Genomic DNA, 22,695 nt, shown 5'->3' with positions numbered 1-22,695 from the left:
ATCACTTCCTTGCCGGGTCAGCCGATCGGGCGGCGGGCGGTGAGCACGCGCCGCAGGTCGGCGCGCGTCTCGGGCGTCAGCGCGTGCCCCGCGCTGGTCACGAACTGGGTCATCTCGTAGGCGACGACCTTCATGTCGCAGTCGGGACCGGTGAGCACGGCCAGCCCGGCACCGGTGTCGATGCCCATGAACAGGAAGTAGCCGTGCGAGAGCCGGATGATGATCTGCTCGCACGTGCCCTTGTCGAACAGGGCGGCGCTGTTGCCCGCCAGGCTGAGCAGGCCGCTGGCGATCGCGGCGAGCTGCTCGGCCTCGGTGGTGCTCATCGCGTCCGAAGCCGTGAGCGGGAACCCGTCGGAGGACATGATCAGCGCGTGGCTGACGCCGTGCACCTTGCGGACGAAGTCGTTGATCAGCCAGGTGAAGTCCTGGCCGCGCTGCCGGTGGTTGGCTTCCGTCACTGCTGCTTTCCCTCGCCTGCGTCCGTTTCGCCTGTGCCGTCGGTGTCCCGCCGCTCCTCCCGCGCGGCGCGTTCCCCGTCGGAGAACGCGCCGAGGTCGGCGAGCAGCTTGTCGTGCCCCGCCTGGCGGTCGGCGCCGGGATCGGCCGACGGCGCGGGCGGTTTGGCCTCGTGCCCGTTGGGTGCCTTGATGCTGTGCGAGACCCGGCGCGGCAGGCCGCTCGCCGTGGTCCCGCCGACGGTGGGCTCCGCGGGCGGGCGGGGGCGGGGCGACGGCGGCGCGGGCACCTCCGGGGCGCTGGAACGCTGCGGCAGCACGGAGGTCGCCGCCCTGGCGGGCGCCCCCGGCGCGAACGACGAGGCCCCGTCGGAGCCCGCCGACGGGAAGATCACCGTCTGCGCGCCGGACCAGCTGGCCTCGGGCAGTTCGCTGACGAGCGCGGCGGGCAGCAGCACGGACGCGGTGGTGCCGTGCGGGACGCGGCGGTCCAGCCAGACGCGCAGCTCGTGCCGCGCGGCCAGGCGCCGCACGACGGCCAGCCCCATGTGGCGCACCGCGGAGTCGTCGAGCACCGGCGCGGCCGACAGCCGGTCGTTGAGCTCGCGCAGCCGTTCCGGCGGCAGGCCGATGCCCTCGTCCTCGATGCGCAGCAGCACGCTGCCCTGCTCGGTCAGGTGCGCGCTCACGCGCACCGGAGCGTTGGGCGGCGAGGACTTCGTGGCGTTGTCGAGGAGCTCGGCCAGCAGGCGGCTGAGGTCTTCGGCCGCGAACCCGACGACACCGAGCGAGACCACCCTGCCGATGGTGACGCGCGAGTAGTGGTCGATCGAGGACATGCCGGCGCGGACGACGTCGACGAGCGACGAGGTGTCCGACGTCGAATCGCTCGCGTCGCGCCCGGCGAGCACCCGCAGGTTCTCGGCGTTGCGCCGCAGCCGGGTGGCCAGATGGTCGAGGCTGTACAGCTCGGCGAGGCGGTCGGTGTCCTCCTCCTTGGCCTCCATCTCCTCCAGCTGCGACAGCAGCGAGTCGACGAGGTTGAGGTCGCGCAGCGCCACGTTGGCGCAGATCGCGGCGAGCGTTTCACTGCTCGCGCCGGGATCGGGCCGCACCGGCGGTTCGGGCGCCGGCGCGGCCTCGAGCGCGCGGGGCGGGTGGGACGGAGGTGGGTGGGGGGTGTTGAGGAACTGCGCGGCGGCCTCCCGTGAGCGTTCCAGCAGCGCCCTCGACCGGTTGAGCAGTTCCCGAGCCCGCGTAGCCATGTACTCCCACTGCTTTCTGTCGCATACGGGTCTCTGACACCCGGGCCACGGCCCCCGTCCGCTCCGGGCTGCATCATGCAATCAGAGAGTGGCCGCCGTGTCCACCCAGTGACCGGATCTCGACGCAGCGTGTGGGCCGAAATTACTTACGGCACACGGAGCAAGCGCTTACACCAACTGCACGTCGTGCCGCGTCCGGCCGCCGTCGCCGATCCGCACCGTCGACCGGACCGGGGAGTAACTGGTCGCGACGACGGTGTACGTGCCGGGATCGAGGTCGTGGAAGGCGTACCGGCCGGCCTCGTCGGCGAAGGTCGTGCGCACGACGTGGCCGCCCTCGTCGAGCAGCGTCACGGTCACGGCCGGGCGCGGGCCCTCCGGCAGGCGCACCGAGCCCTGGATGACCGCGCCGTCGTCCAGTTCCACGTCCTGCTGCGCCGTGCCGCCTTCCGCGGTGGTCACGGCGAACGCCGCGGGCCGGTACCCGGGCGCGTTGACCGCGAGGACGTAGGACCCGGGCGGCAGCGCGGTGAAGGCGTACTCGCCGCTCTGCCCGGACAGCCGGGAATCCACCACCTCGCCACGGGAATCCGTGAGCGTGACCGCGGCACCCAGAATCGGCACGCCGGTCACGGCCGCCCGCACCACGCCGCGCAGCCCGCCGGAGCCGCGCAACGTGATCTCCAGGTGCACGGGGGAGGTGGCGACGGTGACCGTCGCGGCCTCGGGCTGGTGCGTCGGCGCGGAGGTGATGAGCACGTACGTGCCGGGGCCGGGCGCGGGCAGCCGGAACCGCCCGTCCTGGCCTGCGGTGGTGCGCCCGGTCTGCCGCCCCGCCGTGTCCACGAGCGTGAGGGCGGCGCCCGGCACCGGCGCGCCGTCCTCGCCCGAGATCCGTCCCGAAATCTCCATGACGGCTCCGGTCACGACGCCGCGTCCGCCCGTGCGCCGGAGGCGAGGTCCACGTCCACCGTGGTGGTCTCGCCCGGGTTCAGGTCCACCTGCCGGACCGCGGGTTCGTACAGGCTCGTGACGACGGTGTACTCGCCGGGTTCCAGGTCGTGCAGCTCGTAGTGGCCCTCGTCGTCGGTGAGCGTGGTCCCGGCGGGCTGTCCCTGCGAGTCGCTGATCGTCACCGTCGCGTTGGCCAGTCCCCGCCCGTCCGGGCCGGTGACCGTGCCGTGCAGCACGCCGACGGCCTCGACGACCAGCTCGACCTCGGCGGGTTCGGCCGCGCCCGCCAGCACGGTGACCGCGTGCGGCCGGTGGTTGTCGACGTTCGCGGTGATCGTGACCTCGCCCGCGGGCAGGCCGGTGAGCAGGAACTTGCCGTCGTGCGCCGTGGTCGTCTGGCCGACGACCTGGCCGGTGCCGTCGGTCGCGAGCACCGCGGTGTCCGCGACCGGCGCGCCGCCGGAGCGCAGCACGGTCCCGGCGACGACACCGCCGCCGAGCACCACGAAGTCGTGCACCACACCGAGGCCGTTGACCGTCACCGAAGCTGCCGCGGGCTGGAACCCGGGTGCGGTCACGATCAGCGTGTAGGTACCGGAGGAGACGCCGTCGAGCGCGTACGCGCCGCTTTCGTCGGAGCGGGCACGGCCCACCTGCGTGCCGTCGATCCCGGTCACCGTGACGACCGCGCCGGCCACCCCGGCGCCACCGGGGGTGCGCAGCCGCCCGCTGATCTCGCCCGGCCTGCCCACGGCCCGGCGCGGCCGCTGTGCCGCCGGGGTCTCACCGGCGATGTCGACCAGCTCACCGCCTTCGGCCGCCAGCTCCGAGCCCACCGACTCGCGCGGCGCGCCCGCGGTGGCGGGCTTCGGCTTCCCGACGAGCCACGACGCGACGGCGGCGACGACGCACACGACGATCGCGAACCAGAAGGCCGCGGTCAGACCGTCGGAGAACGGCTGGGAGATCAGGTTGGGGAAGAAGCTGCGGCCGGTCAGGAACGAGGCCTGGTCGGCGGGCAGCTGGTTGAGCACCGGGCCCAGCAGCTGCTGGATCGGGTTGTAGCCGAGGAACGCGGCGAACAGCACGCCGACCGGCGGCAGCTGCGCGATGCCGTTCGCGGAGTCCGCCGGCACGCCGTGCGCGGTCAGGCCCTGCGCCATCGCGGTGGGCAGGTGGTCGGACAGGCCCGCGATCATCAGGCTGAAGAAGAAGCCGATCGACAGCACCATCGCCGAGTTCTGGAAGGTCGCGGTCATGCCGGCGCCGGCGCCGCGGGCGTTGGGCGGCAGGCTGTTCATCACGTCGGCCCGGTTCGGCGAGGCGAACAGGCCCATGCCGAGACCGTTGAGCAGCAGGATCGCCGCGAAGGCCCAGTAGTTGAAGTTGACCGGCAGCACCTCCAGCAGCAGGAAGCTGACCGCGGTCGCGACCATGCCGGTGGTCGCCAGTGCCCGGCCGCCGATGCGGTCGGTGATCACGCCGGAGATCGGTGCCGCGACCAGGAAGCCGATCGTCATGGGCAGCATGTAGATGCCGGCCCACAGCGGGGTCTGCTCGAAGCTGTAGCCGTGCTGCGGCAGCCAGATGCCCTGCAGCCAGATGATCAGCACGAACTGCAGGCCACCGCGGCCGAGCGAGGCGAGCAGGTTCGCCGCGTTGCCGAAGCTGTACGCGCGGATCTTGAACAGCGACAGGTTGAACAGCGGGTTGGCGACCTTGGTCTCGATGATCCCGAAGACGATCAGCACGACCGCGCCGCCGATGAGGCAGCTGAGCACGAACGGGCTCGTCCAGCCCATCGTGTGGCCGCCGTAGGGCTGGATGCCGTAGGTGATGCCGACGAGCAGGGCGATCAGCCCGATGGCGAACGTGATGTTGCCCCACCAGTCCATCTTGGCGCGGTGGCGCTCGCTGGTGTCGTGCAGCTTGAGGTAGGCCCAGATGGTGCCGAAGACGCCGAACGGCACGGACACGAGGAACACCAGCCGCCACTCGACCGGGCCGAGCAGACCGCCGATGACCAGGCCGAGGAAGGACCCGGCGATCGCGGCGACACCGTTGATGCCCAGCGCGAGACCGCGCTGGCGCACCGGGAACGCGTCGGTGAGGATCGCGCTGGAGTTGGCCATCAGGAACGCGCCGCCGATGCCCTGGATCACGCGCCAGCCGATGAGCCAGATCGCGGCCGCGCTGCCGTCCATCCAGGTGACCGCGAGCAGGACCGAGGAAACGGCGAAGACGGCGAAGCCGAGGTTGTACATGCGGACGCGGCCGTACATGTCGCCCAGCCGCCCGAAGCCGACGACCAGCACGGCGGTGACGACGAGGAAGCCCATCATCATCCACAGCAGGTAGCTGGTGTTGCTCGATTCGAGCGGGTTGATGTGGATCCCGCGGAAGATGTCCGGCAGCGCGATCAGCACGATCGACGAGTTGATCGTCGCCATGAGCATGCCGAGCGTGGTGTTGGACAGCGCGATCCACTTGTACCGCGGGCCGAGTTCGTCGACCGACCAGGTGCGCTTGTGCCGGTGCGGTTCCACCGGTGCGTCCACCGTCTGCCGGGCAGACTGCACTTCCATCACTCCAACCAGGGGAAGGTCACGTCGCCGTTGACTGCGAGGGGAAAATTAGTTGACCTATGCTAACTGATTTTCGCCCGAAAAGGCGATCCGGCTCACGCACTGGGACCGCGTGATCCGTATCGCACCCCGTACGCAGCGTCAGGGCTGAGCAGGGGAAATGGGTGTTCTGGGGTGTTTGCCCGATCAGCGGGCGACGCGGCGGAGCAGGTCCCGGAGGGTGTCCCGTTCCCCGGCGTCCAGCGGGGCCAGCACCTCGTCCTCGACCTTCGCGCCCAGGTCCGAGGCCTGGCGGAACGCTTTCACGCCCGTTTCGGTGAGCACGACCAGCCTCGTGCGCCGGTCCTCGGGGTGGGGGTCGCGCCGGACGAGGTCCGCGCGCTGCAGGTCGTCGACGAGGGAGACCACCGCGCTCGGGTCGATGCCGAGCAACTCGCCCAGCTCACGCTGGGACAGCCCGCCGCGCTCGGCCGCCGCCATCAGCACCGTGTAGTGCCTGCTGCGCAGGCCGAACGGCTCCAGCGCCCGGTTCAGCGCGCGGATCGCGCGGCCGCCGGCGCGGGCCAGCAGGAAACCGGTGTCGCTGTCCAGCGTGGGCTCGTGGTCGGGAATGGCTCCTCCTCAGCTCGCGCCCATTGTGCCAGCCCACCCCATGACAGCACCAATCATTGACAACTCCAACCATTGAGGACTACATCTATTCCGCACAGGCACTCGAGGAGGAGGACCGGCGACATGGACTTGACCGGGAAGGTCGCGATCGTGACGGGCAGCGGGCGGGGCCTCGGCCTCGCCTACGCCAAGGCGCTCGCCGCGGGCGGCGCGAAGGTCGTGGTCAACGACGTCGACGCGGGGACGGCGGAAGCGGCCGTCAAGGAGATCACCGACGCGGGCGGCACCGCGGTCGCCGAGGTCGGCGCCGTCGGCAGCACCGAGGTGGCCGAGGCGCTCGTGCGGCGGGCGGTGAGCGAGTTCGGCAGGCTCGACGTGCTCGTCACGAACGCGGGCGTGCTGCGGGACCGGGTGCTGTGGAAGATGTCGGACGACGACTTCGACACGGTGATCAACGTGCACCTGCGGGGCACCTTCACGTGTGCCCGCGCCGCCGTGCAGCACATGCGGGAACAGGGCGAGGGCGGCCGCCTGATCCTGATCGGCTCCCCGGCGGGGCAGCGCGGCAGCTTCGGCCAGACCAACTACTCCGCCGCGAAGGCCGGCATCGTGGGCTTCGCGCGCACCTGGTCGATGGAGCTGGCGCGGGCGAACATCACCGTCAACGCCGTCATCCCGGTCGCCGCGACCGCGATGACCGAAACCATGCCCGCGCTGAAGAAGTACGTGGACGCGTTGCGCGCCGGCGAGCCGATGCCGCCGTTCGCCCGGCGGGCGCTGGCTTTCGGCGCGCCGGAGGACGCCGCCGGGCTCGTCGCGTTCCTCGCCTCCGACGCCGCCGCCGGCATCACCGGGCAGGCCATCGGCATCGGCGGGGACCGGCTTTCGCTGTGGTCGCACCCGCAGCAGGTCGCCGCCGCCTACGCCGACGGGGGCTGGAGCGCCGACGCGATCGCCGAGGCCTGGGCCACCACCGTCGGTGCCGAGCCGCAGTCCGTCGGCGAGAACCTGCCGACGGAATAAGGGGAAAACCGTGGACATCGAACAGCTCGAAGCGATCGACGTGCACGTCCACGTCGAGATCGACACGCACGGGCACCTGTCGCTGCCCGACGAGTTCGTGGAAGCCGCGTCGGAGCACTTCGGGGCCGACGCGAAACGGCCCACGCTGGACGAGATCGCCGAGTACTACCGGCAGCGGCGGCTCGCCGCCGTGGTGTTCTCCGTCGACATCGAGTACTTCAGCGGGCACCCCGCGCTGTCCAACGAGGAGATCGCGGAAGGTGCGGCGAAGCACCCCGACGTGCTGATCCCGTTCGCCAGCATCGACCCGCACAAGGGCCGGGTCGGCGCGCGGCGGCTGCGGCGGCTCGTCGAGGACCACGGCGTGCGCGGCCTGAAGTTCCACCCCAGCATCCAGGACTTCGCGCCCAACGACGGCACGGCCGACGCGCTGCTGGAGGTCGCGCAGGAGTACGGCATTCCCGCGTTGTTCCACACGGGACAGACGGGGATCGGCGCGAACATGCGCGGGGGCGGGGGAATCCGCCTCGGCCTGTCGAACCCGATCCTGCTCGACGACGTGGCCGTGAAGTTCCCCGACCTGACGATCATCATGGCGCACCCGTCCTTCCCGTGGCAGGACGAGGCGCTCGCCGTGGCGACGCACAAGCCGAACGTCTACATCGACCTGTCCGGCTGGTCGCCCAAGTACTTCCCGCCGCAGCTGGTGCGCTACGCGAACTCGTTGCTGCAGGACAAGGTGCTGTTCGGCTCGGACTACCCGCTGATCACCCCGGGCCGGTGGCTGGCGGACTTCGAGAAGCTCGACATGAAACCCCAAGTGCGCCCGAAGATCCTCAAGGACAACGCGGTGCGCGTGCTGAAGCTGGAGGACAAGGCATGAAGGTGCGTTTCGACGATCTGAAGGGCTTGGCGGGGACCGACCTCGGCGTCAGCGAGTGGAAGACGGTGACGCAGGACCGGATCAACACCTTCGCCGACGCGACCGACGACCACCAGTGGATCCACGTCGACGTGGAGCGCGCCAAGACCGGGCCGTTCGGTGGCCCGATCGCCCACGGCTACCTCACGCTGTCGCTGCTCATTCCACTGTGGACGGAGCTGCTCGACGTCGACGACGTGACGACGAAGGTGAACTACGGCCTCAACAAGGTGCGCTTCCCCGCGCCGGTGCCCTCCGGCGCGCGGATCCGCGCCCGCGGCACGCTCGCCGGGGTCGAGGAGGTCGCCGGGGACGGGCTGCAGGTCACGGCGGACCTCGTCGTGGAGATCGAGGGCGGGACCAAGCCGGCCTGCGTCGCGCAGCAGGTCGCCCGCTTCTACCGGTAACGGCCATGATCTACTCCAGTCCCTTGCCGGACATCGAGGTCCCGGACGCCACGCTGACCGAGTACGTGCTCGGCGGCGCGGAGCGGTACGGGGACAAGACCGCACTGGTCGACGGGCGCACCGGCGAAAGCCTCACCTACGCCGGGCTGCGCGCGGCCGTCGACGCCCACGCCGCCGGGCTCGCCTCCCTGGGGGTCGGGCCCGGCGACGTGGTGGCGCTGCTGGCGGGCAACCAGCCCCGCTACGCCGTCGCGGTGCACGCCGTGCTTTCGACGGGCGCCGCGATCACCCCGGTCAACCCGGTGCTGACCCTGCCGGAGATCACCAAGCAGCTGCTGGCCTCGGGGGCGAAGGCCCTGATCACGGCCGACGAGGTCGTGGACAAGGCCCGCGAAGCCGCCACGGCGACCGGGATCCAGCACGTCCTGCCGCTGAGCGAGCTGCCCGCCGGGGACACCCCGCCCCGGCCGCGACTCGACCCTGCGACCACCGTCGCCGTGCTGCCGTTCTCCAGCGGGACGACGGGCACGGCGAAGGGGGTGCAGCTGACCCACCGCAACCTCGTCGCGAACCTCGCCCAGCAGCGGGCGGGGTGGCGCATCGGCCCGGACGACGTGCAGGCGGCCGTGCTGCCGTTCTTCCACATCTACGGGTTCACGATCATCCTCAACTCGGGCCTGCTGGGCGGTGCCACGGTCGTCACGCTGCCGCGGTTCGAACTGCGGGAGTACCTGCGGACGCTGGAACGGCACCGCGTCACCAGGGCCTACTTCGCCCCGCCGATGGTGCTCGCGCTGGCCACCGCCGAGGGCGTCGAGGACCACGACCTGTCGTCGCTGCGGTACGCGCTCTGCGGCGCCGCGCCGCTGGACATCGACGTGACCGAGCGCGCGGAGCGGCGGCTGGGCTGCCTGATCCGGCAGGGCTACGGGATGACGGAGGCGAGCCCCGGCACGCACCAGGTGTTCGACGACGCGTTCACCACCACCCCGCCGGGGTGCGTGGGCAAGCTGTCCCCGAACACCGAAGCGCGGCTGGTGCGGCCCGGCACGGACGAGGACGTGCCGCCCGGTGAGCCGGGGGAGCTGCTCGTCCGCGGCCCCCAGGTGATGCTCGGCTACCTGGGCAACGCGGAGGCCACCGCGTCGGCGATCACCGACGGGTGGCTGCACACCGGTGACCTGGTGCGGGTCGACGAGGACGGGAACTTCTGGATCGTCGACCGGCTCAAGGAGCTCATCAAGTACAAGGGCTACCAGGTCGCGCCCGCCGAACTGGAAGCCGTGCTGCTGACCCACCCGGACGTGACCGACGCGGCCGTGGTGGGGGTGCCCCACGCGGAGGGCGGCGAGGCGCCCAAGGCGTACGTGGTCGCGTCCCGGCCGGTCGCGGCGGAGGACCTGATGGCGTTCGTGGCGGGTCAGGTAGCGCCGTACAAGAAGGTCAGGTCGGTGGAGTTCGTCTCGGAGATCCCGAAGTCGCCCACCGGCAAGATCCTCCGGCGGGTGCTGAAGGGCACTTCCGGCTGACGAAAACTTCGGCCGGGCGGCCGTGCGCGGGCCGGGCGCGGGATGTCACGTTGCAGTGCATGAACGCACTGAAGACGTTGCCGCACACCGAGGTCGAGATCGACGCCGTGCTGGCCGCCAAGGAGGTCCTGGCGGACGGGGTGGTGCGGCTGACCCTGCGCCACCCCGGCGGCGGGCCGATGCCCGAATGGCAGCCCGGCGCGCACCTCGACCTGGTGCTGGGTCCCGGCCTCGTGCGGCAGTACTCGTTGTGCGGCGATCCCGCCGACCGGTCCGTGCTGCGGGTCGCCGTGCTGCGCGAACCCGAGGGCCGGGGCGGCTCGCGGCACGTCCACGATGCACTGTCCGAAGGGGACTGCGTGCTCGTCCGCGGTCCCCGCAACCACTTCCCGCTCGTCGAGGCGCCGCGGTACCTGTTCATCGCGGGTGGCATCGGGATCACCCCTATCGTGCCGATGCTCGCCGAGGTCCAGGCGCGGGGCGTGCCGTGGCGGCTGGTCTACGGCGGCCGGACCCGCGCGTCGATGGCGTTTCGCGAGGAGCTCGTCGAGCGGTACGGCGACCGGGTGAGCGTGTGCCCGCAGGACGAGACCGGGCTGCTCGACCTGAACGCGCTGCTCGGCGAACCCCGCGACGACACCGCGGTCTACTGCTGCGGTCCGGAGCCGCTGCTGAAGGCCGTGGAGGAGCGGTGCGCCGCGTGGCCGTCCGGCGCGCTGCACGTGGAACGGTTCGCGCCCAAGGCGGACCCGGACGCCGGGCCGCACGCGGAGTTCGAGGTCGAGCTGGCCCAGTCGGGTGTGACGGTCACGGTGCCTGCGGACACGTCGATCCTGCACGCCGTCGAGGCCGCCGGGATCGCGGTGGCGTCGTCCTGCCAGGAGGGCACGTGCGGCACGTGCGAGACCGTGGTGCTGGAGGGCGTCCCCGACCACCGCGATTCGATCCTCACCGAGGAGGAACAGGCCGAGAACGAGACGATGATGATCTGCGTTTCGCGCTCCCGCACGCCCCGGCTGGTGCTGGACCTCTAAGCCGTGACGAGGCGGCGGACGTGGGCGATCTCGTCGTCGTTGACGAGGTGCTCGCGGTCGTCGTAGACCTCGAAGGTCACGTCGGCGCCCATCGCGCGCAGCAGGTCCGCCGTCTCCTCCGCCCGCGACAGCGGCACCCACTCGTCGTACCGGCTGGTGCCCAGGAACACCGACATGCCGTCGAAGGAACCGTTGGGGGAGCGGCGATCGGGACCGAGGTACCCGCCCGTGAGCAGCGCCGCGCCCCCGTATCGGCGGGGGTTGCGGACGAGGTGCTCCGACAGCAGGCAAGCGCCCTGCGAGAAGCCGATCAGGTAAGTGCGCTCCGGCGGCACCCCGGCCTCGGCGATGCGGCCCAGCATCGCGTCCACGGTCTCCAGCGCCTGGTTCAGCCGGGGCTGGTTGGCCTCGACCGGCTGCAGGAAACCGAGCGGGTACCAGGTGTTCCCCGCGGCCGCGGGCAGCAGGCACGCCAGGTCCGGCACCGCGACGCGGTCGAGGACGGCCTCCATGTAGTCCGGGGTCTGGCCACGCCCGTGCACGACGAGCGCCGCGCGGCTCGCCCCGGCGAGCGCGGGGCCGGCGGTGACGGGCTGCTGGGCGAGGTGGGGATTGCGCACGCCGCGATCGTATGTCGGCCGCCGCCGACACGTCCCGCTCCTACCGTTCGGGTATGAGTCTTTTCCTGGATCCGCCGCCGGCCCCGCCGGCCGGCGAGGTGGGCACGCTCGCGTGGTTGCGTGCCTCGGCCGCCCGGTTCAGCAGCGGCGCCGAGCACGCCCGCCGCCGGAAGCTGGTCGACGAGCAGCTGGCCGCCGTCGATCCCGCCGGGCTGCGCACGCTCGTGGCCACCGCCGACGTCGGCCCGGACTTCGCGCGGCGGGCCCTGGTGGCGGCGCTCGCCGAGGCGCTCGGCGCACGCGACGACGTGGTCGACGCGGTGCTCACGGTCGCGGGCGGCTACCGGACCGGCGAGCCGTCACCCGGCGCGGAGGACGCCGTCGCGCTGCTGGCGCGCCAGTGGGGCACGGACGAGGCGGCGGCCAACCGGATCAGCCTGCTGGTCCAGGCGTGCGACGCGACGGCCGCGTTGATCCGCGGCGATGACCCACCGGTACCCACGACCCGCCGGGTGGCCGGCGACGGGACGGTGATCACCGTTGACCTGGCCGAGCACCCGTTCGGGGCCGGACCGCACGCCTGCCCCGGCCGGGAGCACGCGCTCGCCATGGCGCAGGGCGCGGCCATCGCCCTGCGCCGCGCGGAGTTCGCGGCGCTGCACCGGGGTGCACGGCCGCTGCTGCTGCCGAACGCGTGGGACCACGCCTCGGCGGCCGCCTTCGTCGCGATGGGGTTCCCGGCCGTCGGCACGACGAGTCTCGGCGTCGCCGCCTCGGCGGGCCTGCCGGACGGCACGGGCGCGACCCGCCACGAGACCCTCGACCTGGCACGACGGCTGGCGGGGCTGCCGTGCCTGCTCAGCGTCGACATCGAAACGGGGTTCAGCACCGACCCGCGGGAGGTCGCCGCGCTGACCGCGGAACTCGCCGCGCTGGGCGTGGCGGGCGTGAACCTCGAAGACGCGGTCGGAGACGTGGACCGGCAGCGGGAGCTGATCGCCGCCGCGCGGTCGAGCGGTCTGTTCGTCAACGCCCGCACCGATACGCACTGGCTCCGCACCGGCGACGACCGCGAGGCGATCGGCCGGTGCCAGTCCTATGTGGACGCCGGGGCACACGCGGTGTTCGTGCCGGGGATGAGGGACGAGCGCTCGATCTCCGCGCTCGTCGCGGCGGTGGACGCGGCGGTGAACGTGCTGTACTCGCCGGACGGTCCCGGCTACCGGCGGTTGGGGGAGCTGGGCGTGGCGAGGGTGAGCTGCGGTTCGCTGCCGTTCCGGGTGGCGCTGGGCGCGGCGGTGGCCACGGTGGAGGCGGTCGCGGCGGGCCGTCCGGTCCCCGGCGGCGCGGTCAGCTACGCGGAGGTGGTGGCCCGCAGCGGGGCGGCTCCTCGATGAGGCAGGCCAGCGCCTCCTTGGGCGTGCGGGCGGGCTCACTCCTCGATGAGGTGGGCCAGCGCTTCCGAGAGTCCGCCCTCGGTGACGCGGGGGAGCCGCCGGTAGACCTCCGCCGCTGCCGCCGCGAAGCCGTCCGGCAGGCCGGCGGCGGCGAACGTCCGGCCGATCTCCTCCAGCTCGAACGCCCAGCGCCAGCCCCGGTCGAGCCCCACCCGCGCCGCCGCCTCGGAGCGCGACGGCAGCTCGGGCCGGCTCAGCCGCCACTCCTCGACAAGCTCGTCCTCCACCCCCAGCGAACGCGCCGCCGCCCGGACGGCCAGCAGCAACGCGGTCGTGCCCTTCGTCCAGGCCGCGTACGTCATCTTCACCGCCGACGCGTCGTCGACCACCCGGGTGCCGAGTGCGGAGCCCTCGAACAGCGCCGCCACCGCCGGGGCTTCCGCGCCCGACAGGTACAGCCGCGTCGTTCCCGGCTCACGCGGGGGAGGGCCGACGATCCCGCCGTCGACGAACCGGGGCACGATCCGCGCGATCTCGCCTGCCGTCGCCGGGCTCACCGCGTTCAGGTCGGCGTACAGCCCCTCGTAGTCGGAGAACGCCCGCGCCGTCTCCACCGCGGCGTGCGGCGGGCACACCGACAGCACCACGGCGCACTCCTCCTTGAGCCGCGCCACCGAGCCCAGGTCCACCAGTCCCTCGGCTCGCCGCCGCGTCGCCTCGCTCCGGCCGTCGGAGGCCCATGCCGCGTCGTCGAGCAGCCGCGCGACGGCCGCGCCCATCTCGCCGGGGTGCACCACACCGATCATGCGGCGACAGTACCGGTCCGCCCCCGCGGACGGTCATGGTCTAGACCTTTGCGGCGCTCCCGGGTATCGTGCTCGCATCGCCGTTCTTCCTCAAGGAGTGTCGTCATGCTCGAACGCCGGGTGATCGTCGGTTCGTCGGTGGGGCTGCACGCCCGCCCGGCCGCCCTGTTCGTCAAGGCCGCCGCCGCGCAGCCGATGCCGGTGACGATCGGGGTCGGGGACGGGGCGCCGGTCGACGCCCGCAGCCTGCTGTCCGTGATGGGCCTGGGCGCCAAGGGCGGCGACGAGGTCGTGCTGCGCGCGGAGGGGCCCGAGGCCGAGGCCGCGCTGAGTGAACTCGCCTCCGTCATCGAAGCCGACCACGACGCCTGACGTCGCGTATGCTCTCCGGTTGAAGATTCAAATTCCAGCCGGAGGTCCTGGTGGAGGTCAAGGAGCTGGGGCACCTCGTGCTCTACGTCCGGGACATCGAGCGGTCCGCCCGCTTCTACCGGGACGTGCTCGGCTGGCGGCAGATCCTGCCCGCGCCGGGAGCCGACAGCAACGCCTTCGCCGTGTTCAACGCCCCCTCCGGCCGCACGCACCACGAACTGCTGCTGATCGAGGTCGGCGAGGACGCGGCGGCGCTGCCCGAGGGGCGGCGCGTCGGCCTCTACCACTTCGGTCTCAAGATCGGCACGAGCGACGACGAGCTGCGCGAGGCGCTGGCGAAGCTGCGTGAAACCGGCACTCCCGTGCTCGGCATGAGCGACCACACCGCCACGCACAGCCTGTACATCGCGGACCCCGACGGGAACGAGATCGAGCTGTACGTGGACGTGCCCGGCGTCGACTGGGAGACGCCGGAAGCGATCGGCTCCCCGGTCAAGCCGCTGCACCTGTAGGTCAGGTGTAGGCCGGCGCGAGCAGCCGCGCCGCTTCGAGCAGCCGCGGGACGTGCGCGAGCAGCTCGTCCTCCGGCAGCTGGAAGGTCAGCGCCGAAACGCTCACCCCGCCGACCGGGCGCCCGCCGGGGTCCAGCAGCGGCGCGGCGACACACCGGACCGTCTCCTCGTTCTCCTCGTCGTCCACCGCGTAGCCGAGCGACCGGATCTCCGCCAGTTCCGCCTCCAGCAAGGCCGGATCGGTGCGGGTGCGGGCGGTCCGCGGCGGCAAACCAGTCTCGGCGAGCAGCGCGGCGCGCTCGGCAGGCGCCAGGTGCGCGAGAACCGCCTTGCCGATCGCGGTGCAGTGCAACGGGATCTGGCCACCGACGCGGGAGGCCATCCGGTACGGCCGGTCGCTGTCCAGCTTCCGCACGTAGACCGCGCGCGTGCCGCTGCGCAGCGCGACGTGCACGGTCTGACCCGTCTCGTCGCGGAGCCGCCGCAACACCGGTTCGCCGTGCTGCGTGGGGGAGAACTGGGCCGACAGGGCGTACGCGCGCGGACCGGGGCCGTAGGTGCCGTCGCCGTCGCTGACCACGTAACCCGCTTCCGCGAGCCCTTGCAGGATGCGGTGTGTGCTGGGCTTCGTCACGCCCGCCTCCCGCGCGATCCGGCCGAGCCGGTGCGGCCCGCCCGGCGCGCCGACGGCTTCGAGCACGCGGAGCGCCCGGAGCGCGCTGCCCTCCGCACTGACCGGCATTGACGCCCCTTCCGCCCGGGTCCTAGGCTGGCCATTCGGTTCAGCGAAATACTATTCCGTTCTCCGGAACGTCCAGGAACAGGGGCAGGCAAGGTGACGACCCGCGTGCTCGCCGTCGGCGAGTGCATGATCGAACTCACGCACACCGGCAGCCGGACGCTTTCGCTCGGGTACGCGGGGGACACCTTCAACACCGCGGTCTACCTGGCCAGGCTCACGCGCCCCGAGGACGTCGAGGTGGACTACCTGACGCGCCTCGGCGACGACGAGTACAGCGCCGGGATCCTCGCCGCGATGCGGGCGGAGGGCATCGGCACCGGGTTGATCGACCAGGTGCCGGGCGCGCACCCCGGCCTCTACCTCGTGCGGACCGACGAGCGCGGCGAGCGCAGTTTCACCTACTACCGCTCGGAATCGCCGGCCCGCCGCCTGTTCGACGGCGAGCACGCGCCGGACGTGACCGGTTACGACGTCCTCTACCTGTCGGCCATCACCTTGCAGCTGCTCACGCCCGCCGCGCGGGAACGCCTCTGGGACACGCTGTCCGCCGCGCGGGCGCGCGGGGCCCACGTCGTGTTCGACAGCAACTACCGCCCGATGGGCTGGCCTTCGGAGGACGTGGCCAGGGACGCGGTGCGCCGGACGTGGGAGTTGACCACGATCGCCGCGCCGACGTTCTCCGACGAGCACGCGCTGTTCGGCGACACCTCCCCGGAGGCGGCGCTCGCACGCCTGCGGGACGTCGGCGTGCCCGACGTGGTCGTCAAGGACGGGGGCAACGGGTGCGTGGTGTGGGACGGCACCGCGGCACGGCTCGTCCCCGCGCTGCCCGTTGAGTCCACAATGGACACGACGGCGGCCGGGGACGCCTTCAACGCCGGGTACCTCGCCGCGAGGCTCTCGGGGCAGGACCCGGTCGAGGCCGCGGGCGCCGGGCACGCGGTCGCCGCGAAGGTGATCGCGCACCCGGGCGCGATCATCACCGATCCGTCGCTGCCGCCCCGCGCCTGACCAGCGCTTCGAGGACGTCCACGGCCACCGGCAGCGCGGCCTCGTCCACGTCGAAGTGCGGGTTGTGGTGCGGCGCCGGGTTGCCGCCGCCGACCACCATGTAGGTGGCCTGCCCGCCCGCGCGCTGGACCGCCTCGGCGAACAGGCTCGCGTCGTCGCTGCCACCCATCTCGTGCAGCCGCACCGCTTCGTGCCCGGTCGCCCCGGCCGCGGCGAGCACCGCGTCGAGCAGTTCGCCGTCGCAGTCCAGCGACGTCGAGCCGCCGGTCTCCTCGATGTCCACCTCGACGCCCTGCGCCAGCGCCGCCCCGCGCAGCACCTGCTTGACCCGCTCGGTGAGGTCGGCGTTCACCGCGCCGTCCTTCGACCGCGCCTCGCACGTCAGCTCCGCGAGCGCGGGCACGATGTTCACGTTCCCGTCCGCGCGCAGCGTCCCCACGTTGACGCGCGTGTCGGCGGTGGAAAACCTCGGCAGGCCGTGGATCCCGAGCACCGCGGTCGCCGCGGCGAGCAGCGCGTTGCGGCCGTCCTGCGGCGCGGCCGCCGCGTGCGAGGCGGTGCCGGTGAACCGCGCACGCATCTTGGTGGTGGCGAAGATCCCCGTGATGCCCGCCGCGACCACCCCGGTGGGCAGGTCGAGGCCCAGGTGCACGGCGGCGAAGCGGTCCACGCCCTCGACGACGTCCGCGCCGAGCATCGCCCGCGCGCCGCGGCCGCCCTCCTCGGCGGGCTGGAACAGGAACCGGACGGTGCCGGGGAAGTCCCGGTCCGCGAGCCGCCGCGCGAGCGCGAGGCCGATCGCCACGTGCCCGTCGTGCCCGCACGCGTGCATGAACCCCTCGTAGGAGGAGCGGAACCCTTGTGCCGCCGGGAAATGCGTGCCGTCGGAGGCCTCCGTGACGGGCAGCGCGTCCATGTCGAACCGGAGTGCCCACGTCGGCCCCGGCCGGTCACCGCTCAGCTCGGCGACGATCGCCGTGCCCTCGGCGGCCAGCTTCGCGACGTCCGCCTCGTCCGCTCCGCTGCCGACCGCCAGCCCGGCGAAGTGCTCCAGTGTGACGGCATCCGGGTACGCGGGGATGCCCTCCAGGCGCATCGCGCCGGTGCGGACGGTCACCGGGAGTTCACGCAGGTGGGACAGCACGAGCGCGGCCGTGCGCAGTTCGCAGAACGCGGGCTCGGGGTGGGCGTGCACGTCGCGGCGCAGGTTGATCAGATCCACTCGATCGACGCTAACACGGTGGTAATGCGGGCGTGGGATTGTCGGAAGATGGCAGAGACCGCGACGCACCCGCTCGACCCGCTGTCGCCGGAGGAGATCGCCGAAGCGAGCGCGATCCTGCGGCGCGACAAGGGCCTCGCGCCCAGCGCGCGCTTCGTCTACATCGAGGCGCGGGAACCGGACAAGGAGTTCGTAACCGGGTTCGCGCCCGGACGGGAATGGGACCGGTGCGCGGCGGTCGTGCTGCGCGAACGCGCCGAGCGGCGCACCTACGAGGCGGTGGTTTCGCTCAGCCGCGCGGAGGTCGTGTCCTGGCGCGAGGTCCCCGGCGTGCAGCCGCCGATCACGCTGGAGGAGTTCCTCGCGTGCGAGGAGCTGGTCCGGGCGGACCCGCGCTGGCGGGAGGCGATGGCGCGGCGCGGGATCACCGACTTCTCGCTGACCATGATCGATCCGTGGGCGTCGGGTTACCGGGGCGCCGAGGACGATCCGGCGCGGCGGCGGCTCGCGCGCCCGCTGACCTTCGTGCGGGCGAAACCGGACGACAACGGCTACGCGCGGCCGGTCGAGAACGTGATCGTCACCGTCGACCTCGACGCGATGGAGGTGCTCGACGTCGAGGACCACGGCGTCGTACCCCTGCCGCCGCAGCCGGGGAACTACGACCCGGAGCTCGCGTTCGAGGACGGCAACGTGCCGGCGTTCCCACACGCACGGGAGGCGCTGAAGCCGGTCAGCATCACGCAACCGGAAGGGCGCGGCTTCACCGTCGACGGGCATGCCGTGTCGTGGGGCCCGTGGCGGCTGCGCGTCGGCTTCACCCCGCGCGAAGGGCTGGTGCTGCACGAGATCGGCTACGTCGACCGCGGGACGCTGCGGCCGGTGATCCACCGCGCGTCGCTGTCGGAGATGTACGTGCCCTACGGCGATCCCGGTGCGACGCACTGGAACAAGAACGTGTTCGACATGGGCGAGTACGGGCTCGGCGTGCTCGCGAACTCGCTGCGGCTGGGTTGCGACTGCCTCGGCGAGATCCACTACTTCGACGCGTGGGTCAACGACCAGGACGGCGGTGCGCTGCATCTGCCGAACGCGATCTGCCTGCACGAGGAGGACTTCTCGATCGGCTGGAAGCACACGGACTTCCGCACCGGCAAGGGCGAGGTGCGGCGCAACCGGCGGCTGGTGGTGTCGTTCTTCGCGACCGTCGGCAACTACGACTACGGGTTCTACTGGAACCTGTACCTGGACGGCTCGATCGAGTTCGAGGTCAAGCTGACCGGCGTCATCTCCACCGGCGCGCTGCCGCCCGGCACCGCGCCGGAGCACGGCACGCTCGTCGCGCCCGGCCTGTACGGGCCGCACCACCAGCACTTCTTCAGCGTGCGGCTGGACATGCGCGTGGACGGCGACCGCAACAACCTGTACGAGGTGGAGTCCGTCGCGGTGCCGGCGGGGGAGGGAAACCCGTACGGCAACGCGTGGCGGCAGGTGAAGCGGCAGCTGACGAGCGAGGCGGAGGCGCAGCGCGTGATCGACCCGCTGGCGGGCCGCGCGTGGCTGATCACCAGTGCCGACAAGCGGAACGCGCTGGGGCAGGAGGTCGCGTACAAACTGGAACCGGGGGCGAACGTGCTGCCCTTCTTCCAGGAGGGCTCGCAGCAGTACGCGCGCGGGCAGTTCGCGACCAAGCACCTGTGGGCCACGGCGTACGCGGCTGAGGAGCGCTTCGCGTGCGGGGACTACGTGGCGCAGAACCCGGGCGGAGACGGCCTCGTCCGCTACACGGCGGGAAACCGCTCGCTGCGCGACGCGGACCTCGTGCTGTGGTACACGCTCGGCGCGCACCACGTCGTCCGCCCGGAGGACTGGCCGGTGATGCCCGTGACGCGCGTGAGCGTGCACCTCAAGCCGTCAGGTTTCTTCGACGGCAACCCGATGCTCGACCTGCCACCGGATGCCGCCGGAGATCATTGCCACGGCTGAGGGCGCCCGCCGGCCGTCGGCTCAGCCGTACTCCCGGTCCTCCTCGTCGAGCACGTCGGGGTCCGCGACCGGGCGCTGCTGCTCGGCGTAGTCCGCGGGATCGGCTTCGGCGGGCAGCGCGGGGTCGACGTCCACCGCCGGGTCGCTGACCTCCTGGCGCTGCTCCAGCACGTCCTCCACCGGCTGCTCGGTGCCGAGGGGATCGCTCACGGGAACTCCTTTCCGGGGCGTTCAGCCCAGGTCGGCGATGGACTGCTGGACGGCGGCGACCACGTCGGGGTGCCCGAGCGGCAGCGGGGCGGGGATCCGGTCCCGCGGACCGCCCGTGCTGTGCGCGACGACCCGGACGTCCACCCCCGACCGGGTGAGCGCCCAGCGCCGCTGTTCGGTCTGCTCCTCCCAGTGCTCGTCGGCGGCCTCGCCGTCCCCGGCCTCCACGTACCCGGAGGCGCCCGGGTCGACGAGCAGCACCGAGCGCACCGTCCCGGAGTGCGCCTCCGCCAGCCGCAGCGCTTCGTCCGTGCAGGGACCACTGGTCACCACGTGCACCTTCCCGGTGCCGGGCGGGTCGCTGAGGAGTTCGTCCGCCCCGGTCAGCGCGCCGTCGGCGGGCACCCGGCACCACACCACGCGCCAGCTGCCGAGCTGGTCGCGCCACGTCGCGGGCAGCCCGTCGTGCTTGGCCTCACCCGCGGGGTCGAGCACCAGCACGATCGGCCCGTCAGGGGTACCTTCGGTGACGACGGCGGGGCCGTCGGCCCGCACCGGATCGGGGGAGTAGCTCATTTACCGCTCCTTTCTCCGGTGACCGGCTACCCCGGGTGCCCGGCCGTTACACGGTTTCGCGACCAGGTGGAGGGGAACGCATGCGAGAGAACGGTTTTTCGGTGATCGCCCAGCCGCACGACGTCCTCGACGACTCCGCGGCGGTGCTCGACCAGCGGCGCCGCGCGGTACGGGCGGTCGCGTCGGCGGCCGCCGACGCGGACGACTGCGCGCTGCTGCTCGACGCGCTGGGCCTCAAACCCGCGGAAGGCCTGACCACGGTCCCCGGCCCGCGCACCGCGGACTGACCGGGTGTTCGCCACTCTGCCGCTGCGCACGCTGTCCGGGGAACCGGCGACGCTGCGCGAACTCGGCGCAGACGTGTTGCTGGTGGTCAACGTGGCTTCACGCTGTGGCCTGACGCCGCAGTACGAAGGGCTGGAGCGGTTGCAACGGCGTTACGGGGACAAGGGTTTCTCGGTCGCCGGGTTCCCGTGCAACCAGTTCGCCGGCCAGGAGCCGGGCAGCGCGGAGGAGATCGCGGAGTTCTGCTCGGCCACCTACGGGGTCACGTTCCCGATGTTCGCCAAGATCGAGGTGAACGGGCCGGGGCGGCACCCGCTGTACGAGGAGCTGGTGCGCACGCCGGACGCGGACGGCCAGGCGGGCGACGTGCAGTGGAACTTCGAGAAGTTCCTGGTCACCGCCGACGGCGAGGTGCTCGCCCGCTTCCGGCCCGCGACCGATCCGGAGTCGCCGGAGGTCGTGGCCGCGATCGAGGCCGCGCTCACCCGCTGAACGGGTCAGAACCGGCGCTTGGCCTCGTTCGCGGCGGAGCTGGTGGCCAGCTTCTCCAGCAGTCCGATGAGGACGGTGCGCTCGGACTCGGTGAGGGCGTTCGCCCACGCCTGCTCGCGCTCGTTGTGCGCGGTGTAGGCGCTGGTGATCGCCCGGTGCCCGTCCTCGGTGAGCGACAGCAGCACGGCCCGCCGGTCGTGCTCGGCCTGGGTGCGCGACACGAGCCCGTCCCGCTCGAGCGTGTTCACCAGCGCCGACACGGCGGCCCGGCTCATCCCGGACAGCTGCGCGACGCGCTTGGCCTCCATCGGGCCCGCCAGCCACAGCACGAACAGCACGCGGAAGCCGCCCCAGCTCCAGCCCCGCGGCCGGTGCACGGTCGACTCCCAGTCATAGACCAGCGCGCTCGTGAGCCGGTGCAAGGTGAGCCCCAGCCGCATCGCGACGGGGTCCACGTCGGGCAGCTCCTCGGTCGTCCTCGCGACCGCGTACTCGACGAAGCCCAGGTAGTCGAGGTCCCCGGTGGTGGTCGGTTCGGCGGTCATGCGCCCAGGGTAGGCGCGCCCGCCGGGCCCGGCGCCAGCGCCACCAGCAGCCCGGCGACCAGCGCCGTGCGGGCGGGGACGGGGGCGAGCAGCACGTGCTCGTGCCGCGCGTGGGCACCCCCGCCGAGCGCGCCGAGGCCGTCGAGCACCCCGCGGCCGAGCGCGGACACGAAGTTCGCGTCGCTGGCGCCGCCGACGGACACGTCGGAAAGCCGCAGGCCCAGCTGCTCGCCGACCCGCGCGGCGAGCGTGAACAACCGCCGGGTGGGCGCGTTGGGCACCATCGGCGGCCGGTTCCACTCCCCGCGCACGCTCAGCAGCGCCCGCGCGTCGGACGGCCGCAGCGCGGCGAAATCCGCGTCGAGCCGGGCCGTTTCGGCGGCCTGGGCGACCCGGACGTCCACCCCGCAGCTCGCCTCGCCCGCGACGACGTTGAGCGCGGTACCCCCGCGGACCAGCCCGACGTTGACGGTCGTCCCCTTGCCCGCGTCGCCGAACGCGGAGATCATGCCGATCAGCTCGGCCAGCTGGTGGATCGCACTCACCCCGGCCGCCGGGTCGAGCCCGGCGTGCGCCTCGACGCCCCGCACGGTCACGTCGAACAGCCCGACACCCTTGCGGCCCGTCTTCAGCGCCCCGTCGAGCGAGGCCTCGAACACCAGCGTCGCCAGCGCTCCGTCACTCGACCGCTCGATGTGCGGCCTGCCCGCCGGACTGCCGATCTCCTCGTCCCCGGTCAGCAGCAGCCGCACCGACGGCACCCGCAGCCCGAAGGCGCGCACCGCCCGCAGCGCCCACACCGCCTGCACGATGCCGAGCTTCATGTCGAAGGTGCCCGGCCCGCTCGCCCGGCCGTCCGTCACCCGGAAGGGCCAGGTCTCCAGCGTGCCGCGCGGCCACACCGTGTCGTAGTGGCACAGGAACAGCACGTGCCCGGGCGCTGTTCCGGGAAGGGTGACCTCCAGGACGTCCCCGTGCCGCCCGCCGTCGTGCCGGGTGAAGCGCGCCCCCGCGAGCCTCCCGGCGAGCCACCGGCCGAGCACCGTGAGCCCCGTGTCGAGCAGGGTCTTGTCGTCGCTCGGTGTCTCCAGCTCCACGAGCAGCCGGAGATCGGCGGTCATCGCGGGCAG

The 22,695-nt window shown here is 72.5% G+C and carries 25 protein-coding genes; 12 read left to right on the top strand and 13 right to left on the bottom strand.

Translation table 11 applies throughout. The annotated features are described in order from the left end of the window. Positions 1-17: 17 nt before the first annotated feature. The 5 genes from BMZ92_RS15385 to BMZ92_RS15365 all read right to left on the bottom strand — a co-directional run bounded on the left by BMZ92_RS15385 (position 18) and on the right by BMZ92_RS15365 (position 5,769). The gene (locus tag BMZ92_RS15385; RefSeq protein ID WP_091507718.1) at positions 18-461 is read right to left on the bottom strand and encodes a roadblock/LC7 domain-containing protein; all 444 of its coding nucleotides are present in this window, start codon (positions 459-461) and stop codon (positions 18-20) included. Next, positions 458-1,723 carry a sensor histidine kinase gene (locus BMZ92_RS15380; RefSeq protein ID WP_091507716.1) on the bottom strand — a complete coding sequence of 422 codons (1,266 nt, stop codon included), beginning with the start codon at positions 1,721-1,723 and terminating at the stop codon, positions 458-460. Before BMZ92_RS15380 ends, BMZ92_RS15385 begins: the two co-directional genes overlap by 4 nt. Before the next feature lie 168 nt (positions 1,724-1,891). Next, entirely contained in the window at positions 1,892-2,635 is a 744-nt protein-coding gene (locus BMZ92_RS15375; protein WP_091507714.1) for an MSCRAMM family protein, read from the bottom strand. A gap of 11 nt (positions 2,636-2,646) precedes the next feature. Further along, on the bottom strand, positions 2,647-5,262 hold the full coding sequence (locus tag BMZ92_RS15370; RefSeq protein WP_177228708.1) for an MFS transporter: 2,616 nt from the start codon (positions 5,260-5,262) through the stop codon (positions 2,647-2,649). 186 nt (positions 5,263-5,448) lie between these two features. After that, positions 5,449-5,769, bottom strand: a complete 321-nt coding sequence (locus BMZ92_RS15365; protein ID WP_281245174.1) for a MarR family winged helix-turn-helix transcriptional regulator — start codon at positions 5,767-5,769, stop codon at positions 5,449-5,451. 228 nt (positions 5,770-5,997) lie between these two features. Here BMZ92_RS15365 and BMZ92_RS15360 point away from each other — a divergent pair, with 228 nt between their 5' ends. Genes BMZ92_RS15360 through BMZ92_RS15340 form a run of 5 tightly spaced genes read left to right on the top strand, consistent with a single transcriptional unit; the run spans position 5,998 to position 10,789 of the window. Beyond that, positions 5,998-6,897, top strand: coding sequence for an SDR family NAD(P)-dependent oxidoreductase (locus tag BMZ92_RS15360; RefSeq protein ID WP_091507709.1), 900 nt, complete (start codon positions 5,998-6,000; stop codon positions 6,895-6,897). Between the two features lie 10 nt (positions 6,898-6,907). Beyond that, entirely contained in the window at positions 6,908-7,780 is an 873-nt protein-coding gene (locus BMZ92_RS15355; RefSeq protein ID WP_091507706.1) for an amidohydrolase family protein, read from the top strand. Next, positions 7,777-8,226, top strand: a complete 450-nt coding sequence (locus tag BMZ92_RS15350; RefSeq protein ID WP_091507703.1) for a MaoC family dehydratase — start codon at positions 7,777-7,779, stop codon at positions 8,224-8,226. Before BMZ92_RS15355 ends, BMZ92_RS15350 begins: the two co-directional genes overlap by 4 nt. 5 nt (positions 8,227-8,231) lie before the next feature. Continuing rightward, complete coding sequence (locus BMZ92_RS15345; protein WP_091507702.1) at positions 8,232-9,755, top strand: AMP-binding protein; 1,524 nt, start codon at positions 8,232-8,234, stop codon at positions 9,753-9,755. A gap of 59 nt (positions 9,756-9,814) precedes the next feature. Further along, positions 9,815-10,789, top strand: coding sequence for a PDR/VanB family oxidoreductase (locus BMZ92_RS15340; RefSeq protein WP_091507699.1), 975 nt, complete (start codon positions 9,815-9,817; stop codon positions 10,787-10,789). On the opposite strand, the gene BMZ92_RS15335 is transcribed toward BMZ92_RS15340, so the two are convergent. Next, positions 10,786-11,409, bottom strand: coding sequence for an alpha/beta hydrolase (locus BMZ92_RS15335; RefSeq protein WP_091507697.1), 624 nt, complete (start codon positions 11,407-11,409; stop codon positions 10,786-10,788). The genes BMZ92_RS15340 and BMZ92_RS15335 overlap by 4 nt on opposite strands. Before the next feature lie 53 nt (positions 11,410-11,462). Here BMZ92_RS15335 and BMZ92_RS15330 point away from each other — a divergent pair, with 53 nt between their 5' ends. Continuing rightward, entirely contained in the window at positions 11,463-12,806 is a 1,344-nt protein-coding gene (locus tag BMZ92_RS15330) for an isocitrate lyase/PEP mutase family protein (protein WP_177228707.1), read from the top strand. A 35-nt stretch (positions 12,807-12,841) separates the two neighbouring features. Here BMZ92_RS15330 and BMZ92_RS15325 read toward each other — a convergent pair whose 3' ends face one another. After that, positions 12,842-13,612, bottom strand: a complete 771-nt coding sequence (locus BMZ92_RS15325; protein WP_091507693.1) for a DUF1932 domain-containing protein — start codon at positions 13,610-13,612, stop codon at positions 12,842-12,844. 105 nt (positions 13,613-13,717) lie between these two features. Here BMZ92_RS15325 and BMZ92_RS15320 point away from each other — a divergent pair, with 105 nt between their 5' ends. Together BMZ92_RS15320 and BMZ92_RS15315 are read left to right on the top strand one after the other, a co-directional pair. Further along, positions 13,718-13,984 (top strand): HPr family phosphocarrier protein, encoded by a 267-nt coding sequence (locus BMZ92_RS15320; RefSeq protein ID WP_091507690.1) that lies wholly within the window; start codon positions 13,718-13,720, stop codon positions 13,982-13,984. 50 nt (positions 13,985-14,034) lie between these two features. Beyond that, complete coding sequence (locus tag BMZ92_RS15315; RefSeq protein ID WP_091507688.1) at positions 14,035-14,496, top strand: VOC family protein; 462 nt, start codon at positions 14,035-14,037, stop codon at positions 14,494-14,496. 1 nt (position 14,497) lies between these two features. On the opposite strand, the gene BMZ92_RS15310 is transcribed toward BMZ92_RS15315, so the two are convergent. Then, complete coding sequence (locus tag BMZ92_RS15310) at positions 14,498-15,238, bottom strand: IclR family transcriptional regulator (protein ID WP_091507686.1); 741 nt, start codon at positions 15,236-15,238, stop codon at positions 14,498-14,500. A gap of 93 nt (positions 15,239-15,331) precedes the next feature. Here BMZ92_RS15310 and BMZ92_RS15305 point away from each other — a divergent pair, with 93 nt between their 5' ends. Then, positions 15,332-16,249 carry a sugar kinase gene (locus BMZ92_RS15305; RefSeq protein WP_218153464.1) on the top strand — a complete coding sequence of 306 codons (918 nt, stop codon included), beginning with the start codon at positions 15,332-15,334 and terminating at the stop codon, positions 16,247-16,249. Here BMZ92_RS15305 and BMZ92_RS15300 read toward each other — a convergent pair. Further along, on the bottom strand, positions 16,218-17,471 hold the full coding sequence (locus BMZ92_RS15300; RefSeq protein WP_091507683.1) for an amidohydrolase: 1,254 nt from the start codon (positions 17,469-17,471) through the stop codon (positions 16,218-16,220). The genes BMZ92_RS15305 and BMZ92_RS15300 overlap by 32 nt on opposite strands. A gap of 48 nt (positions 17,472-17,519) precedes the next feature. Here BMZ92_RS15300 and BMZ92_RS15295 point away from each other — a divergent pair, with 48 nt between their 5' ends. After that, a complete protein-coding gene (locus BMZ92_RS15295; RefSeq protein ID WP_218153463.1) occupies positions 17,520-19,457 on the top strand; it encodes a primary-amine oxidase in 1,938 nt (645 codons plus the stop codon). A 21-nt stretch (positions 19,458-19,478) separates the two neighbouring features. Here the strand turns inward: BMZ92_RS15295 and BMZ92_RS15290 are convergent, their stop codons facing one another. Both BMZ92_RS15290 and BMZ92_RS15285 read right to left on the bottom strand, forming a co-directional pair. Beyond that, complete coding sequence (locus tag BMZ92_RS15290) at positions 19,479-19,667, bottom strand: hypothetical protein (protein WP_091507679.1); 189 nt, start codon at positions 19,665-19,667, stop codon at positions 19,479-19,481. Between the two features lie 21 nt (positions 19,668-19,688). Continuing rightward, positions 19,689-20,243, bottom strand: a complete 555-nt coding sequence (locus BMZ92_RS15285) for a hypothetical protein (protein WP_091507676.1) — start codon at positions 20,241-20,243, stop codon at positions 19,689-19,691. An 80-nt stretch (positions 20,244-20,323) separates the two neighbouring features. Here BMZ92_RS15285 and BMZ92_RS15280 point away from each other — a divergent pair, with 80 nt between their 5' ends. Together BMZ92_RS15280 and BMZ92_RS15275 are read left to right on the top strand one after the other, a co-directional pair. Beyond that, on the top strand, positions 20,324-20,530 hold the full coding sequence (locus BMZ92_RS15280; protein WP_091507673.1) for a hypothetical protein: 207 nt from the start codon (positions 20,324-20,326) through the stop codon (positions 20,528-20,530). A gap of 4 nt (positions 20,531-20,534) precedes the next feature. Continuing rightward, positions 20,535-21,020, top strand: a complete 486-nt coding sequence (locus BMZ92_RS15275; protein ID WP_091507671.1) for a glutathione peroxidase — start codon at positions 20,535-20,537, stop codon at positions 21,018-21,020. A gap of 5 nt (positions 21,021-21,025) precedes the next feature. Here the strand turns inward: BMZ92_RS15275 and BMZ92_RS15270 are convergent, their stop codons facing one another. Together BMZ92_RS15270 and BMZ92_RS15265 are read right to left on the bottom strand one after the other, a co-directional pair. Beyond that, positions 21,026-21,565 carry a MarR family winged helix-turn-helix transcriptional regulator gene (locus BMZ92_RS15270; RefSeq protein ID WP_091507668.1) on the bottom strand — a complete coding sequence of 180 codons (540 nt, stop codon included), beginning with the start codon at positions 21,563-21,565 and terminating at the stop codon, positions 21,026-21,028. Continuing rightward, positions 21,562-22,686 carry a M20/M25/M40 family metallo-hydrolase gene (locus BMZ92_RS15265; protein WP_091507836.1) on the bottom strand — a complete coding sequence of 375 codons (1,125 nt, stop codon included), beginning with the start codon at positions 22,684-22,686 and terminating at the stop codon, positions 21,562-21,564. The genes BMZ92_RS15270 and BMZ92_RS15265 overlap by 4 nt, the downstream gene beginning before the upstream one ends. Positions 22,687-22,695 lie beyond the last annotated feature (9 nt).

The organism is Amycolatopsis sacchari (assembly GCF_900114035.1).
Taxonomy (GTDB): domain Bacteria; phylum Actinomycetota; class Actinomycetes; order Mycobacteriales; family Pseudonocardiaceae; genus Amycolatopsis_E; species Amycolatopsis_E sacchari.
Note: the sequence above shows the minus strand (reverse complement) of the source record. Positions and strands in the feature narration are given on the sequence as shown.